Origin of the sequence: Caballeronia sp. LZ065, assembly GCF_031450975.1 — a bacterium.
GTDB lineage: Bacteria > Pseudomonadota > Gammaproteobacteria > Burkholderiales > Burkholderiaceae > Caballeronia.
On sequence record NZ_JARUXV010000002.1, the window covers coordinates 862,486 to 878,481 of the forward strand.

14 protein-coding genes are annotated in these 15,996 nt (G+C 61.2%); 8 read left to right on the forward strand and 6 right to left on the reverse strand.

The genetic code is table 11. The features are described 5' to 3' along the window. Window positions 1-2: 2 nt before the first annotated feature. On the reverse strand, window positions 3-1,112 hold the full coding sequence (locus tag QCE63_RS18160) for a Gfo/Idh/MocA family oxidoreductase (protein ID WP_309834879.1): 1,110 nt from the start codon (window positions 1,110-1,112) through the stop codon (window positions 3-5). 408 nt (window positions 1,113-1,520) lie between these two features. Between QCE63_RS18160 and QCE63_RS18165 the strand changes: the two genes are divergently transcribed. Beyond that, entirely contained in the window at window positions 1,521-2,630 is a 1,110-nt protein-coding gene (locus QCE63_RS18165; RefSeq protein WP_309834881.1) for an alkene reductase, read from the forward strand. Between the two features lie 109 nt (window positions 2,631-2,739). On the opposite strand, the gene QCE63_RS18170 is transcribed toward QCE63_RS18165, so the two are convergent. Next, a complete protein-coding gene (locus QCE63_RS18170; protein WP_309834882.1) occupies window positions 2,740-3,624 on the reverse strand; it encodes a LysR family transcriptional regulator in 885 nt (294 codons plus the stop codon). Between the two features lie 143 nt (window positions 3,625-3,767). Here QCE63_RS18170 and QCE63_RS18175 point away from each other — a divergent pair, with 143 nt between their 5' ends. Further along, a complete protein-coding gene (locus QCE63_RS18175; protein WP_309834884.1) occupies window positions 3,768-4,244 on the forward strand; it encodes a cupin domain-containing protein in 477 nt (158 codons plus the stop codon). 58 nt (window positions 4,245-4,302) lie between these two features. Here QCE63_RS18175 and QCE63_RS18180 read toward each other — a convergent pair whose 3' ends face one another. Both QCE63_RS18180 and QCE63_RS18185 read right to left on the reverse strand, forming a co-directional pair. Next, window positions 4,303-5,736, reverse strand: coding sequence for a DEAD/DEAH box helicase (locus QCE63_RS18180; protein ID WP_309835484.1), 1,434 nt, complete (start codon window positions 5,734-5,736; stop codon window positions 4,303-4,305). Between the two features lie 644 nt (window positions 5,737-6,380). Beyond that, complete coding sequence (locus QCE63_RS18185; protein ID WP_309834885.1) at window positions 6,381-8,654, reverse strand: alpha-galactosidase; 2,274 nt, start codon at window positions 8,652-8,654, stop codon at window positions 6,381-6,383. A gap of 586 nt (window positions 8,655-9,240) precedes the next feature. Between QCE63_RS18185 and QCE63_RS18190 the strand changes: the two genes are divergently transcribed. After that, complete coding sequence (locus QCE63_RS18190) at window positions 9,241-9,543, forward strand: hypothetical protein (RefSeq protein WP_309834886.1); 303 nt, start codon at window positions 9,241-9,243, stop codon at window positions 9,541-9,543. Here QCE63_RS18190 and QCE63_RS18195 read toward each other — a convergent pair. Both QCE63_RS18195 and QCE63_RS18200 read right to left on the reverse strand, forming a co-directional pair. Then, the gene (locus QCE63_RS18195) at window positions 9,525-10,478 is read right to left on the reverse strand and encodes a dienelactone hydrolase (RefSeq protein WP_309834887.1); all 954 of its coding nucleotides are present in this window, start codon (window positions 10,476-10,478) and stop codon (window positions 9,525-9,527) included. The two genes, QCE63_RS18190 and QCE63_RS18195, sit on opposite strands and share 19 nt — an antisense overlap. A gap of 88 nt (window positions 10,479-10,566) precedes the next feature. Beyond that, window positions 10,567-11,496, reverse strand: coding sequence for a LysR substrate-binding domain-containing protein (locus tag QCE63_RS18200; RefSeq protein WP_309834888.1), 930 nt, complete (start codon window positions 11,494-11,496; stop codon window positions 10,567-10,569). Window positions 11,497-11,669: 173 nt separating this feature from the next. On the opposite strand from QCE63_RS18200, the gene QCE63_RS18205 reads away from it, so the two are divergent. The 5 genes from QCE63_RS18205 to QCE63_RS18225 are packed head-to-tail and all read left to right on the forward strand — an operon-like array spanning window position 11,670 to window position 15,983. Continuing rightward, window positions 11,670-12,047 carry a RidA family protein gene (locus QCE63_RS18205; protein WP_309834890.1) on the forward strand — a complete coding sequence of 126 codons (378 nt, stop codon included), beginning with the start codon at window positions 11,670-11,672 and terminating at the stop codon, window positions 12,045-12,047. Window positions 12,048-12,102: 55 nt separating this feature from the next. Beyond that, entirely contained in the window at window positions 12,103-12,957 is an 855-nt protein-coding gene (locus QCE63_RS18210) for an ABC transporter substrate-binding protein (RefSeq protein WP_309834891.1), read from the forward strand. A 14-nt stretch (window positions 12,958-12,971) separates the two neighbouring features. Next, window positions 12,972-13,904: an amino acid ABC transporter permease gene (locus QCE63_RS18215; RefSeq protein ID WP_309834892.1), complete on the forward strand. Its 933-nt coding sequence runs from the start codon at window positions 12,972-12,974 to the stop codon at window positions 13,902-13,904. Between the two features lie 47 nt (window positions 13,905-13,951). Beyond that, the gene (locus tag QCE63_RS18220; RefSeq protein WP_404990153.1) at window positions 13,952-14,707 is read left to right on the forward strand and encodes an amino acid ABC transporter ATP-binding protein; all 756 of its coding nucleotides are present in this window, start codon (window positions 13,952-13,954) and stop codon (window positions 14,705-14,707) included. A 37-nt stretch (window positions 14,708-14,744) separates the two neighbouring features. After that, window positions 14,745-15,983, forward strand: coding sequence for an FAD-binding oxidoreductase (locus QCE63_RS18225; RefSeq protein ID WP_309834896.1), 1,239 nt, complete (start codon window positions 14,745-14,747; stop codon window positions 15,981-15,983). The last annotated feature ends 13 nt before the right edge of the window (window positions 15,984-15,996 follow it).

Sequence of the window (15,996 nt, forward strand, 5' to 3'; positions counted from 1 at the left end):
CCTCACACCACTATGAAGCGCCGCGCCGCATACGACGCCTGCGCATCGTCGATGAGCCGGTGCATGCGCACGGCGTCGGCGAAGGAAGGCGCGGTACGCGTGCCCTGTTCGACGTCATGCGCGTAGGCCCAGTACAGCTCGGCGAGTTCCAGCACCGACGATGGCAAGCTCGACGCCGGCACGCGATGATAACGCTCGGGCACCGCGAGCCGTATGAGCGGCTCCTTGTCGCCGTGCGCGCCGTGGATCTCGTAATCGTCGCCCGCGTCGCCGAATGCCGACACGTTGGTCACCCGCAGATCGCCTTCGGTTCCGGTGATGTCGATCTGAACGCCCGAGCCGTTGCGCTTGCCGCCTTCGATATGCACCGACAACACCGCGGCGCCGCCCAGCATGCCGGCGAGCACAAGCTGGTCTGGCGTGGATGTCGGCATCAATGCGCCCGTCTCCTTGATCGTGACCATGGGAAACTGGTTCGGCGTGAGCGCGGCGATGGAAACAGGCCAGCCCGCCGCCGCGAACAGCATGTCGAGAAAATGCCCGCCGTAAATCGATACGACCGACGAGAAGTTCTCCGGCGGCACGGTCCATTGAAGCGCGCCCGAGCGCATGGCCTGGAAGTAATTCATGCTGACGTGCATGCGCACGGAGCGCAGTTCGCCGACAAAGCCGTCGCGGACCAGATCGCGCACATAGCGGTTATGCGGCGCTAACCTGCGCTGCAATCCGACGACGTGTCGCACCCCGCGTTCGCTCGCCAGCCGCAGCAGTTCTTCGGATTGCGCGAGCGTCGTCGTGAGCGGCCATTCGCAGTACACGTTCTTGCCCGCCTCGATAACGCGCTTCACGGTCTCTACATGCTGAGGCGCCGTGTTCAGCACGACGACGAGATCGATGTCGTCGCTGTGCAGGAGTTCATCGATGGACCGGGCCACGCGCCCGATCCGATACTCACGCGCGGCCGCCTCGGCCGCTTCGCGCCGATGACTGTAGACGGCCTGCAATGCGTACTGCGGCAGCAGATCGAGCACACGCAGATGACCATGGCGCGCCCAGTTGCCGACGCCGATCACGCCCACGCGTAACGGCGCTTTCTGTTGTGTTTGGATCATCGCGATTCTCCGTGAACGGTTCGTGCGTTCCGGTCTTGCAATAGTTTGGCGGGCAACTTCCGCGCAAAGATGATGATTTTCGCCATCGTGCATTACTTCCGATCAATTGAGTGAGCAAGGCGAACCTCATGCGGCACGCCTCGAAGTGGCTCGAATTATCGGAACGGCCAGCAACGCAATCAATGCGGCCGCCACAAACTGACTGTTCCTCGCGACCGAACAATGCGCGTCCATCCGCGCTGAGCGGCACCGGCCGGGGCGCGGCGGATTGTGGACGCGCGCGTCCGCAGTGCCGCGACTCGCAGACGGTTTTTCCCGCTTCGGCATCGCTCTACATTGCCGTCAAGCGTCGCCGCCCAGCGCGCCACGCAGCATCCATCCTGAAGCTCACTCCTTGTGGAGATCAACATGTCCAAACTCTTCTCGACAGTCCAGATCGGTTCGTATGAATTCGCGCATCGCGTCGTGCTGGCCCCGCTCACCCGCATGCGCGCCGAAAGCGGCGCGCGCCCCGGCCCGCTGATGGCCGAATACTATGCGCAACGCAGTTCGCCCGGCGCGCTGTTGATCGGCGAGGCGACCATTGCCTCGCCCGAAGGCAACGGCTATCTCGGCGCGCCCGGCCTCTACGACGACAGCCAGATCGCAGGCTGGAAGGCCGTCACGGATGCGGTGCATGCCAAAGGCGGACGCATCTTCCTCCAGCTCTATCACGCGGGACGCCAGTCGAACGCGCAGTTGCAGCCGGACGGCGGACAACCCGTGGGGCCGTCGGAGATTGCACATGGCGGTGTCGCTTATACGGAGTCCGGCTGGGTGCCGAACACGCCGAACCGCGCGCTGCGCACGGAAGAGATTGCGGGCATCGTCGAGCGCTTTCGCCTGGCGGCCGCGCGCGGCGTGACAGCAGGTTTCGACGGGGTCGAGCTGCACGCGGCCAACGGCTATCTGTTCGATCAGTTTCTTCAAGACGGCAGCAACCAGCGCACCGACGAGTACGGCGGCTCGATCGCGAATCGCGCGCGCCTCTTGCTCGACGCGACGCGCGCAGTGATCTCCGTGTGGGGCGCGGACAAAGTCGCCGTGCGGCTCGGTCCGGGCGGCTCCTGGGGCGACATGTCCGACAGCGATCCGCAAGCGCTCTTCGGCTACGTAACGGATGAACTGAATAAACTGCACATCGCGTATCTGCATCTGATCGAGCCTCGCATCGCCGGCAACATCGAGGACGACTCGCGCGATCAGCGCCCGGTCGCGGCGCCGTCGCTGCGCGCGCGCTTTCACGGTCCGATCATCGTGGCGGGCGGCTTCGACGGCGACAGCGCCGAAGCAATCGTCCAGTCAGGCGACGCGGACCTGGTCGCATTCGGGCGGCACTTCATCGCGAATCCGGACTTGCCTGAGCGGTTGCGCAAACATCTGCCGCTGAATCTGTACGATCGCCCCAGCTTCTTCGGCGGCACGGAAGCGGGTTATACCGACTACCCGTTTTATCGCGAGACGGCCATGGCGGCTTGAGTGCGCCAAGCCATGCGCGTTCGTGACAATCGGATACAGGCTATGACGGGTTGCCGGCCATTGCGCACGATCGTGGCAAAGAAGACAGCGCATTCGTCTCGTATCCGCCTCAACGAGCTTCGGTCAACGCCTGCACTAGCGCATTCACGCGCGCGGCACGCACGCGCGATCCGGGTAACACGAGACTCACCGCCAGCGGCGCGGGCCGGCAATTCGGCAACACTTCGATAAGCGAACCGTCGGCGATATACGGTCTGGCGTAAAACGCAGGCATCTGTGCGATGCCGATGCCATTCACCGCCGCTTCCGCAAGCGCCTCGCCGTGACTGATGCGGAACGGAGAATGGGGCGTCATCGTGACCTTCTTGTCGCTCTCGATGAATTCGAGTGGACGGTCGCGGCCGTTCGTCGGCATGCGAAAAGTAATCACCGCATGATGCTCCAGATCACGGACAGCGCGAATCTGGTCGTGGGCGACGAGATAGCGTGGACTCGCGCACAACATGAGCGGCTGTTCATCGATCCGGTGCGCGATCAGCGAGGAGTCTTCGAGCGCGCCGAACCGGATGGCGGCATCGAGCCCTTCATCGAGCAGGCTCACGCGTTCATCGGAGAGGCGAAGATCGAATTCAAGCGCGGGATGGCGTTCGCGAAGCCGCGCGAGTATCGGCAGCACGATGCGTACACCGTAGCCTGTTGGCGCGCCGATCCGCAGGACGCCGGTCGGTTCGTCGGACGCTCCGACCGTTGCCAGGTCCAGCGCTTCGATCTGCGCGAAAAGCTGCTCGCACTTCGAAAAAAGCACCCGTCCTTCTTCGGTCAGCGACACCGCGCGCGTCGTGCGATGAAACAGCCGCGCGCCGAGCGTCTGCTCCAGACGCGCGACGCTCTTCGCCACCGACGAAGATGCGAGCCCCAGATCGCGTGCGGCCTGCGCAAAGCTGCCGTGCCGGGCCACGGCCAGAAAATGAACGAACTGGCTTAGATTTTTCATGCGTGATTCGCGACCTGGAGTCGTCAAAGTGATGACAAAGCGGGCACCATTCTGCGGCCGGTTCTCCCCTACAGTGCATGCAGATGCGGCGTTCCTGATCGCGCCGAACTTTTGATTGCCTCAACTATTGGGAGATGCTGGCTATGTCCGCCATTCACGCCGATGCCACCGATTACGACTTCGGCGGCTCTCGCACACGCATTCACGTATCCGGCGCTCACACCGGCGATGCGTATTGTGTGCTCGAAATCGCATCGCCGGCGGGCCGCGCCACGCCCCTGCATCATCACGATAGAGAGGAAGAAACGATCGTGATCGTCGAGGGCGAACTCAAGGTCGTCGTGGACGGCGCGCCAAAAGTATTGCACGCGGGTGAATCCCTGACGCTCGCGCGCGGGGAACGTCATCAGTTGATCAATGTCGGGGCGCACACGGCGCGATATCTCGTGATCTGCGTGCCTGCGGGTTTCGATCGTTTCGTTGAGGCCTGCGGGGACCCGCAGCCCGCGCCCGCCGGATTGCATGAACTCACCGCTGCGGCCAAGGCGCGCATGGTCGAGGCTGCGGGGCGCTTCGGCATCACGATCCATCCGCCCGCCGCCGCGTGTGAAATGAGGTGAGGCGTGGTCTATGAAGGCTGCAATGCCCTTGAACGGCAGCGAAGTTTTCAGAAAGCTGTTAGCGCGGGCGCTTGCTTCGGCCGCCCATGGGCTTGTCTGCTGGCTTGCGAGATCCCGCCGGCGGCTTGCCGATGGGTTTGCTCCGCGACTTGGTCACGCTGAACGGATTCGGGCCGGACAGGCTTGTGTCTTCGCCACCCTTCGCAACTTCCTGCGCCACGGTCTTGCCGCCATGCAAGCGCGGCTCTGTGCCGATTGCCTGCACTGCCTTCGGCGCTGCTTGCAACACCTTGGGCTTCTTCGGCTTCTTCGGTTTCTTGATGATCTGGCCGGTCGCACTGGTTTGCGGTACACGGTGCTCCGCTTCGAAGCCCGGCACCTCTTCACGCCGCAGCGTTTGCCCGATCAATGCTTCGATCGCGGCCAGTTGCGGCGCTTCATCGGCGCACACGAAGGACACGGCCACGCCACTCAATCCCGCCCGGCCGGTACGCCCAATACGATGAACATAGTCTTGCGCCTTGATCGGCAGATCGACGTTGATCACGAGCGGTAACGCGTCGATATCCAGCCCGCGCGCGGCGACATCCGTGGCAACGAGCATGTGGACTTCGCCTGTCTTGAAGCGCTCCAGCGCACGCAAGCGCGCGGGTTGCGGCTTGTCTCCGTGGATGGTGTCCACCGCGTAACCCGCTTCGTCCAGCATGGCCGACAGGTAGTCTGCGCCGTCGCGGGTCTTGACGAACACCAGTGCGTGCGTCCACTTCTTCTCATCCACAAGGTGCATGAAGAGACCCGGCTTGTTTCTCTTGTCCACCGGCACCACCCATTGCCTGATCTTGCTCGCAGTGACATTGGGCGGGCTGACGCTGATATCGACCGGGTTGCGCAGAATGCTCGCCGCCATGGCGCGGATCTCGTCGGTGTACGTGGCGGAGAACAAAAGGGTTTGCCGCGCTGCGGGCAAGGCCGCGAAGACAGCGTCGAGTTCGCGCGCAAAACCGAGGTCGAGCATGCGATCCGCTTCGTCGAGCACCAGCGTTTCTATCTGATCGAACTGCACCGCGTTCTGACGATTAAGATCCAGCAGACGGCCGGGCGTGGCAACGAGCACATCCGCGCCCTTGCGCAACTTCATCATCTGCGGATTGATGCTGACACCGCCGTAGGCTGCCATCAATCGCAGATCGAGCCCTTCGCCGTAGTCCGTAAAGCTTTGCAGCACTTGTTCGGCCAGCTCACGCGTGGGCACCAGCACCAGCACGCGCGCACGGTTGCTGGACACCCGCGGGCCTCGTTGCACCAGCCGCTGCAGCAGCGGCAACGCAAATCCCGCAGTCTTGCCCGTTCCGGTCTGAGCCGAAGCCATGACGTCACGGCCATCGAGCACGGCGGGAATCGCCTTGACCTGAATGGGCGTCGGTGTCTGGTAGTTGAGACGCTGCACATTCTTCAGCAGCGGGTCGATCAGACCAAGCGAGGCAAACGACATACACGGAATCCGGGCTAAAGCCGCAATTTTAACGGCTACCGGGTTGAGCGCGTCTTGAAGACGGCGGAGATCCTGTCCCGCGAGTCCTTGCGGCAATCTGATATTCCGTTGAGCGTCGCGTGCCGACGCAAGTGCTGCCCTAATTCTTCTCACCAACGGCATCGAAGATCAAATCGGCCACTTCCTTCAAATACGATACAGCACGATGCGGCTCGCCTTGATCTCGACGGTGCGTGCGGGCATACGCTTGGCCGTGAAGCGCTAGAGATCGGAATTGATGGCGTGGTCTGCAGTGGACACCACGTACCATGTCGACTTGTCGCGCCATGCGGCGACGGTCGTCCTTGGCCTTGTGATTGCTCAGCCCACAGGTTGCTGAACGGCGGAGTAGGCCTTTGCTTCCGGCTTGGGATATGTCCCGCGAAGTCGTCGATGGACGCCTGCTCCGACAGGCTGCCGTAGCCTCTTCCTGCCGACGAAGGTGCGGCTGGGATGTCTTCGTAAGGGCCGTAAGAGGGAGGGCCGGGATTCGCGAAAAATCCGCCCCATCCCGGCTTATGCAGCTGATTTGAATATGAAATCGCTGATCAGATTGATCGAAAGCGCTGGAGATCCGCCACGCTTTTCTCGATGAACAGCGCGCCTTATTGATTTAGTCGTACCGAAGTGCTGGTTCGAACAAACATAAAAGGCGGCCTCACCATGCTTGCAGGATTGAAGGTAAGGTCGGAGTCAAAATTCGACCACCAGTTACTCGACGTTTCGCCATTGAGTGTTATCGAATTGCTGGCTCCCTCGTTTAATTGAACCACAACGGGCGTATACCAGACATTCCAGTTCCCGCCCGTCCTTGGCAGCTGAATCTGTCCATAATCGTTGCCGTTCACCGTCAGGCTGGAGAGTCGTGGCGATGTATCGCGATCCGGATTCGTGTAGTAAATCCGAATTTCGTATCTCCCTGCCTGCGGAGCAGATATATTGTTAATTGTCACTGTGCCGTTTGTGCCCAGGACCACTCCAGTTCCGCCGGAGCATGCGCCACATGCCATCTGTAAAGCACCGCCGGCAAGCTGAATGTCAGTACCGGCCGTAAAAATCGAAACGGGCCGCGAAGAATCGATGGGGCCTGCGACCTGATTGAGGGACAGTATTTTTGTAGCGCTTGAACCTGGTTGAACTGATATGGAGTTTTGCCCGACAGTGAGCGGCACAAACAAGGTTATCAATCCGCCACTCTCCCCGGTTGGTGGCAGCGAAACGGATGTTGAAGGGGAGCTGTTCGTGGCGAGCTGAGCCACTATCGGCTGCTCAGTCTCATTCGAATAAGCAAGCTGGATAAATCCACCGCGATTGCCAGACTGAATATTCGTGAAAGTAACGGGCCCATTTTCGCCCGATTGCGCTGATGGTGTATACATCGTAGCTGCTTGATCAGTTCCGTTCACGACAAGCATAACGGCCCCGCCTGCCGGCACCGCTGGTGCGGTATATGAGCCCGTGAAGGTTCCCAGGCTTTGTTGACTCCAGACGGACTGCAACTGCGCGGGGCTGGATGGATTCAAGCCCAGTTGCTGCCATGTGACGGTCATGGGGAGTGCCATTGACGACTGATTAAAGAGCACCACAGCACGTCTACCGGATCCGGTCAGCAGCTTGGCCCATATTTGGGTGGACCCAAAAGCATAGACCAGAATACCCTGCAGACCGAGCGGATCTTGATCAATCGAGATAACATCGGGATTTGTCAAGAGCCCCTCCGTGGCCCTGCTGAGGGGTCCGGATAGATTATTCCCCAGAATCATCGGTGCACCTGACACAGCCCAAAGGCTTACGTGAGCCTGGTCATTGCTAAAGGGCATACCCATGCCAGCAATCATCATGTCAGGGTCATTGTAGCTCCCTGTATGCTGGCTCTCCGGGTGATAGTTACCAACAAGGTTCGCAACCATCATCGAAAACGATGGAGCAGTGTTGCCGGTCAAAATATCATCCGTTGTTCTCCAGCTATTTCCCACGCCGGCACCCCATACCCATGGGCCGTACCCGACGTCATGATAAGGATTACCAGGCGGGTAAACCTGTTTCCCATTGGATACCTCGGATTCAGATGGCGTATCGCCCCAGTCGCAAATACTGAAATAGAGTCGGTGGCCCGTTTTCGTGAACGCCGCTTGAATAGCAGAGGATATTTTTGTATAAGCATCCTGGGGGTCATATCCTGCTGCGCTCCCGCCACAGAAATCAACCTTGACAAAATCAAACCCCCATTGCGCAAACTGCAGGAAATCGCTGTTGTAATGATCGTAGTCACTTCCGATGAATGGAGTGCCGTTGTCCCGTTGACCACATCCGGTTGGGCCTGCATCGATATAAATACCAGCCTTCAAACCCTTGCTATGGATGTAGTCGGTCATCGCCTGCATGCCACCAGGCCATTGGGTGTTTGGAGTTTTCCCGTCTGAAGCCACATTGATAACGAAATTACCGTTTGAATCACGCAAACCCGACGTCCACCAACCCTCATCGATATTTACATATTGATATTTGTTGCCAGAGGGAATTTTTGCATTCAGGGATGCGAGGCCGTCCGCTGCAGCCTTGATCGCATTGTAGTTAACATTTTCACCAAGGCTGTTCCAGGAGGACCACCCCATCGGGGGGGGCGCAACTGCAACCGGTTGCATTGCCATCGGCTGCGCGGGAAAAGACGTCAGCGCTGCTGAAGTGCCGGGTCCAGAAGAGGGGGGAGCAACTACAGTCGGTTGCGTCGCCATCAACTGCGCGGGAGAAGAGGTCGGCGCTGCGGAATTGCCGTGTCCCGAAGGAGTCGGGGGGACTGAAGCAGGCGTAGTTTGTGTTGAAACCGCCGAAGGGCTGTCTCCGACATTACCACCGCAGCCGACAAGAAACAGCGCCATGATTATTGACAAACTCGATGCGGTTCGCTTGAAAGTATCTAATATTAAAAACACACTCGTCTCCTTCGTTGGGGATTTTTGAGAAAATACCCAACGACAAAGAAGTATGCGAGCGATTGTAGGACGAACCAGATACTGGGAGGCGATGTACGACAGCACTCGTCTGAAATCTTTAATTAAGTGAGTCGACGTCCTGTTATCAACTTTTGTTATTAGTCGAGATGCATTTCTCGGTAAAACTCTTATTTTTAGAAACGCGTCGCACTAAACTGTCAAGCATCGAAATTATTCGGATTTTGGGATGCCTGATCTTGCGGATCCGATTCTCTTTCTTACTCCCACCTCCCTGTCCGCGCTGCGCGCGTGCTACGCAGGCGTGGGCTCGCGCGAGGCGGTCAGCCGCTATCCCCGCAGGCCATGGGAGAGAGTCAGTCGGCGCGCGGCGTGAGCGGCCGCATTCGCCGCCAATGAGTTCTTCATGCCTCTCACGCGCGCGACACCGGAGCGCGTCCCTCTGCAGTCACGAAACCGGAGCGCGCGCTGCCATGCGCAATGCGCCGGCGATCACGGGACACGGAGCTTGCGGATGCAGACCCATGCGGATGTTGGCGAATTGAAAAAGGCGCCGGTCAAATCGGTTCAGGAATACATCGATGAACATCCGATGTGGCCCGACGGCACGCGCCTTCCTTCCATTCCGATGACGACGATGCAATGGCGCATCTGGTCGCTCGCCGCCGCCGGGAAGTTCTTCGAAGGCTTCGTCGTTTTCATGACGGGTGTCGCGTTGCCGCTCATCTCGCGCGACCGCAAGATGCGGGCTTCTGAGCGAATGACGTTGCGTATTGAGACCCTTTGGCCCAGCCCCGTCTATCGAAGCCGCATCTGAAAAAACCGCAACACGTCCTCATTGAATCTGGCATGAAACGCGACACGGTCGAATCCCCCCTCGTCGACGCATAGGCGAGGGATTCTCGCGGCCTGCTTGGGCGCGCACGGTGCGAGGAACGCGAAATGAGCGGCGCCCGCGACGAGGTGGTACTCGGGCGTGTTGGGCAGCAGCTTCGACAACGCAGGTGTCGTCTGTGGCAACACACCATCGCCACCGTATTCCGATGCCCACAACTGGATGGGAACGCTGATGTCCTCGACCGTCGCGGCGGTCGGAAAAGCGTCGAGCGGGTCCGCGAGCACGAACGCTTTGATGCGCACGTCGCGAGTCCAATGTTGCGGCGGCAGTTTTCCCTGTCTGATCGTTCTGCAAATCGGGAGTTCGTCAGGGCACGGTATGTCAGCGTGCTGAAAGTCAGGAACGCCTCCGGCCAGAACAAGGCCGGTATAACCGCCTCTCGAAAAACCGAAGAACCCGATCTCGCGCGCGTTGATTGTCCCCGCTTCGGGCGACGAATCCAGCATGTAGTCGATGAGCCGCTTGATGTCCATCGGGCGTTCGACAAACTCCGATGGCTCCGACGCCCGCGACATGTCCGAGGATGTGTCGCCTGGGTGATTGATCGCCGCAACAACGAATCCCGCATCGGCAAGCTTTTCGGCAAGGTCATGGTGACCGAGGCGCGAACCGCCGTGCCCGTGCGATATCACGACCAGAGGAAGAGCTGTGCCGACAACGGCGCAGTGCTCTGTGCCTCGTAAAAGCGTCGTTCCCGCTTCGATGCGTTCAGGGACGCTGGCACACGGCGTCCAGACGGCTGCCTGGAGAGCAGGCCCACTGGCATCCGCCGGGATGTCGAAGAGTTTCACGCCAGCACTATGGCAAGTCGAAGCCAGGAGACAGAGAAAGGTCGCGGTAAAGAGCGTTTTCACGAACTTCTCCCCTCATGCCAACGTGGCAGCATTCGATGTTAGCAAGCATGAGGGACGCAGCCAAGGCAAGCTGAATAAAGAACCTTCGTCAAACCGAATCGACGAGTCTCTCGGCATCCTCGAGCATGCCTCTCGCCGCCTGCCGCAAAAGCGCGATCAGCTCATCGCGATCAAAATCCGCTTCCCGATCCCTGGGCCACACCGCAAAGTAGTCGAAGAAGATTGCCGGTTCAAAGCGGCGGAACACCAGCCGGTCACGTCGGGCCACATCCATTCCGAACACGTCGGTGAGCGTCACACCGACGCCCTCCTCGGCCATCCGGATCGCCGCCGCCATCAGCGGCGCCTGCATCACTTCGTTGGGCCGCGCGTTCTCGACCAGGAACATCCGGTCGATGCCCGCCTGCGCGCTCTCGACTCGCGAGAGACTGACGTAATCGACGCCGTCCAGATCGCTCGCGCGGATCAGCGGCCGTTGCGCGAGCGGATGATCCTTCGGCACCGCACAGTAGATCGGGCTGCGGATCAGCGTCGCAGTCTCGAGCCCGTGACTCGGCTGACCGCCGACCGCGACGCCGATCTCCAGCCGCCGCGTCGCCAGCACGTTCAGCAGATTCGGCGTGTCGTAGGTGTAGATCAGAATCGAACGCCCGGTGCGGCGCTGCCAGTCGGGCAGCACCTTCGGCAGCAGGGACACCGCGATCAGCGGCACCGCGCCGAGGCCGATCGGCTGCACTTCGCTGTGGATCACGCGCGAGACGATCTGATCGAGGTGATCGATGGTCGAGAACAGCACGTTGGTCTCGTTGTATAGCCGGTAGGCAAGCGGGGTCGGGATCAGCCGTCCGAGCTGCCGGTCGAACAAGTGGATGCCTGCGTACTCCTCCGCCTGCGCAATGATCTTGCTGACTGCGGGTTGCGACAGGCCGAGCGTGCGCGCCGCCGCCGACGCGCTTCCACCGATGACCACTGCTCGAAATGCCGCCACGTGCTTCAGCTGCAACTGTCCACGCTTCATCTCCATCCCCTATAACAAAACGCATGCAAGCATAACGAAAATCGCAGTTACATCGAAAAAAACGGAGTGATAAGGTGCGCATGTTCACCCAACAACCCTTGTTTGTTAAGGGATTACGCGCATCTTGACCGACGCGTCGGCCCTATGCGCTAAAGAATAACCAAGGAGGCGACATGTTTGAAAGTATCGACGTCGGACCGAGACGTCCGGGTCACCCGATCTCCGGCGTGGTCCGCAAGGGAGGCCAGGTGCTGACCGTGCAGACCCCGACCGACAGTGCGACCGGCAAGGTGGTCGAGGGCGGCATCGAGGCGCAGGTGCGTCAGGTATTCCACAAGCTCGATCGCGCAATGCAGGCAGCGGGCGGCACGCTCGCCGACGTGATGCTGGTGCAGATCTATCTGACCGATCCCGCCGACTGGGCGCCGATGCACGCGATCTGGACCGAGACCTTCGCCGATCCGTATCCCGCGCGCGCGACGGTCGTCGTCAAGCAACTGATGCTGGAAGGCATGCGGATCGAAATCGTCGTCAATGCGCATCTGGGTTGAGTCCGGCGCGGCCGCAAGGCGCGCAATCGTTGTGGATCACAAGGAGAGGAAGGCCATGAAGTGGTGCTCGAAGATCGTCATGCAAGCGCTGATGGTCGCGCTGAGTCAAGCCGTCGCGATGTCCGCACACGCGGAAACCGCCTTGACGAAAACGCTGCCGCAATCGGTTCGCGATGCCGGCACGCTGCGCGTGATCGCATCGCCGAACAGTCCGCCGATGATCTACGCGGGCAAGGACGCACGCACGCTCGAAGGGATGGAAATCGATCTGACGCAGGCCGTCGCCGATGCGCTCGGCGTGAAGCTCGAGATCACGTCCGGCACCTTCGACAGCCTGATTCCGTCGATCGCCGCGGGCCGCGCGGACCTTGCAGTGGGTTCGATCGGCGATCTGAAAGCGCGTCAATCGCAAGTCGATTTTGTCGACTATGTGAAGGCGGGTGTCGGCATGGCGGCGCCGAAAGGCGGCGGCGCCGGTATCAAGGATCTGGCGAGCCTGTGCGGCAAGACAGTCGCGGCGGTGCGCGGCACCTTCCAGGAACGCGAACTGTCGGCGCAACAGGTCAAATGCAAGGCGCAAGGCAGCGCGCTCGACATCCAGACCTTCAGCGATTCATCCGGCGCCGTGCTGGCGCTGCGCTCGGGCCGCGCCGACGTGTGGTCCGGCGACACCGCCCAGGTCGGGTATGCGGTCAAGCGATACCCGAACGCGCTCGAACAGGTCGGCGACATGCGCATCATTGCGTTGCTCGGCTATGCGGTCGGCAAGCAGAACGCGCAACTGCGTGACGCTGTCAAGGCAGCACTCGATCAGCTGCAGGCAAACGGGAAATATCAGCAAATCCTCGACAAGTGGGGACAAGGCGATACGCGAGCCGACAAGATCAGCATCAACGACGCGTGGCTCTGACGCGCACCGCCATCATGGGAAATCAATCATCGTATGGCGCGGGAGCGCCCGCTGCCGAAGCGCCGCCCGCCCTGCCGCCTGACGCGCGCCCCCAGGCGTCGCCGCCTGAAGAATTCAAGGTCGTGCCGCTGCGACATCCGGGCCGCTGGCTGTGCGCGGCGCTGATGCTGTTCGTGCTGCTCTCGATCGCCGATCTGCTGATCACCAATCCCCGCTGGGAATGGCGCACGGTGCTCGACTATCTGTTCAGCGCGCCGATTCTGGCGGGCGTCGGCAACACGCTGTTGCTGACGGTGCTCGCAGAGATCGTCGGCATCGGTCTGGGCATTCTGCTGGCGATCATGCGGCTGTCGGAGAATCCGCTGCTGTCGTGGTCGAGCGCCGGCTTCACGTGGATCTTCCGCGGCATTCCGCCGCTCGTGATGATCCTCTTCATCTACTTCTTCTCCGCGCTGGTGCCGACGCTTTCCATCGGCATTCCGTTCGGTCCGTCGATCAAGCTGATCGCCACCAACAAGGTCGTTACGCAGATGGCGGCGGCCGTGATCGGCCTGGGTCTCGCGCAGGCCGCGTATGTGTCGGAGATCGTGCGCTCGGGGATCCTGTCGGTGTCGTCGGGACAGAGCCGCGCGGCGCTCGCACTCGGCATGACGCCGTTGCGCGCGATGCGGCACATCATCTTTCCGCAGGCGATGCGCGTGGTGATTCCGCCGCTCAGCAATGAAGTGATCTCGATGGTCAAGGCGACTTCGCTCGTCAGCGTGATCGCCTATACCGAACTGCTCACGACCGTGCAGGCGATCTATTCACGGACCTTCGAGCAGATTCCACTTTTGATGGTGGCGGTGATCTGGTACGGCGCGATCACGACCGTGCTGACGCTGATTCAGAGCCGGATCGAGAAGCGTCTGAACAAGTCGGTGAAAGTGATGAAGAAGGAGAAATGATGAGTGCAATCCCAGGCACCGACGCCACCGCGCAGCGCCGCAAGGTGATGGTCGAGGCGCGCGAGGTCGGCAAGCATTACGGCGCTTTCGAAGTGCTGAGCGGCATCAACCTGCGCGTGCATCAGGGCGAGGTGGTATGCATCATCGGCCCGTCCGGCTCCGGAAAATCGACGCTGCTGCGTTGCATGAATCATCTCGAACACGTGAATGCCGGACGGCTTTTCGTCGATGGTGAACTGGTCGGTTATCGGCAGGACGGCAACCGGATCTACGAACTCAAGCCGAGCGAAGTGTGCTTGCGGCGTCGCGACATCGGCATGGTGTTTCAGCATTTCGATCTTTTTCCGCACATGACCGCGCTCGAAAACCTGTGTCTCGCGCCGAAGGTCGTGTTGAAGCGGGCAAAGGCGGACGTCGAGCGAGAGGCGCTCGCGCTGCTGGAGCGCGTCGGTCTCGCCGACAAGGCACGGCACTATCCGTCGCAATTGTCGGGCGGACAGCAGCAGCGTGTCGCCATCGCGCGTGCGCTGACGATGCAGCCGAAGATCATGCTGTTCGACGAACCGACCTCGGCGCTCGATCCTGAACTGGTCGGCGAAGTGCTGAAGGTGATGCAGGATCTCGCGAAGTCCGGCATGACGATGGTGGTCGTCACGCACGAGATGGGCTTCGCGCGCGAGGTCGCCGATCGCGTCGTCGTGATGGACGGCGGACGCATCATCGAGGACGGACCGCCCGGGCAGATCTTCTCGAATCCGCAGACGGACCGAACCCGATCGTTCCTCGATCGGCTGCTGGCCTGATGAACACATTCAACGCTCTGGAACAAGGCCTTTCGCAATGGTCGATACAGTGGTGGTAATCGGCGGCGGCGTTGCCGGACTGTCGGTGGCGCGCAATCTGCAAATGCTCGGACGCAACGTGGCGATCGTCGATCCGTTGCCGTCGCCGGGCGCCGCGTCGTTCGGCAACGGCGGCTTCATCTCGCCGGACAGCTTCATGCCGGGCGCGCAGCCAGGCATGTTGCGCAAGGTGCCGGGCTGGCTGCGCGATCCGCTCGGTCCGCTCGCGATCCATCCGGGCTATGCGCCACAGGCGTTGCCGTGGTTCATCCAATGGCTGCGAGCCGGTCAGATCGACCGCATGACGACACTCGCGCGGAGCCTGCACGCACTGCACGCACCCGCGCTGATCGAATGGCGCCGCTTGCTCGGCGACGATCTCTATCGCCGCTACATTCGCGAGGAAGGCGAAGCGATTCTCAGCGACGTGCCACCGCAAGGCTCCGCCGCCGACGTCGAACGGCAGTTGACCGCAAACTACGGGTTGACCGTCGACACCCTGTCGCGCGCCGACATCGAGCGTCTCTATCCGGGAATCAACGAATCGGTGCGCTTCGGCGTGTTGAAAAAAGGCAATGCGCATACCGTGAGTCCGGCGGAACTGAATCGCGCGCTCGCCGAGCGGATCGTCGAGCACGGCGGGACGTTTCATCGAGAGAAGGTGTTGAAGCTGATTCCCGAAAACGGCGAATGGCTGATCCTGACCTCGACCGGCAATCACCGCACGCGCGACGTCGTGGTGGCGGGCGGCGTATGGTCGATGCAACTGCTTGCGCCGCTCGGCATCCGCATTCCGCTCGAAAGCCAGCGCGGCTATCACGTGATGGTCGACACCGACCGGGTGAAGATCGGCGTGCCCTTCATTCATCGAGGCCGCGCGATCGGCCTGACGCCGATGCTCGAAGGTCTGCGCATTGCGGGCAGCGTCGAATTCGGCGGCGTCGACGGCATGCCGAACGAACAGCGCGCGTTGCATGCGCTGCAACAGGCACGCGAACTGTTCCCTGCGCTCATCGAAGCGCCGCATCAGATATGGACCGGCCAACGGCCATCGACGCCGGACAGCCTGCCGGCGATCGGCGCAGCAGGCGAGCGGCCGGGCCTTTGGCTGTGCTTCGGGCATGGAACCTACGGGATGACGGCGGCACCGCCGAGCGGGCGCATGCTGGCTGATCTCATCATGTCCAGACAGCCGTCCATCGATCCGGCGCCTTACTCGCCGCGTCGCTTCAATTGAGCGCGAGGTGTTC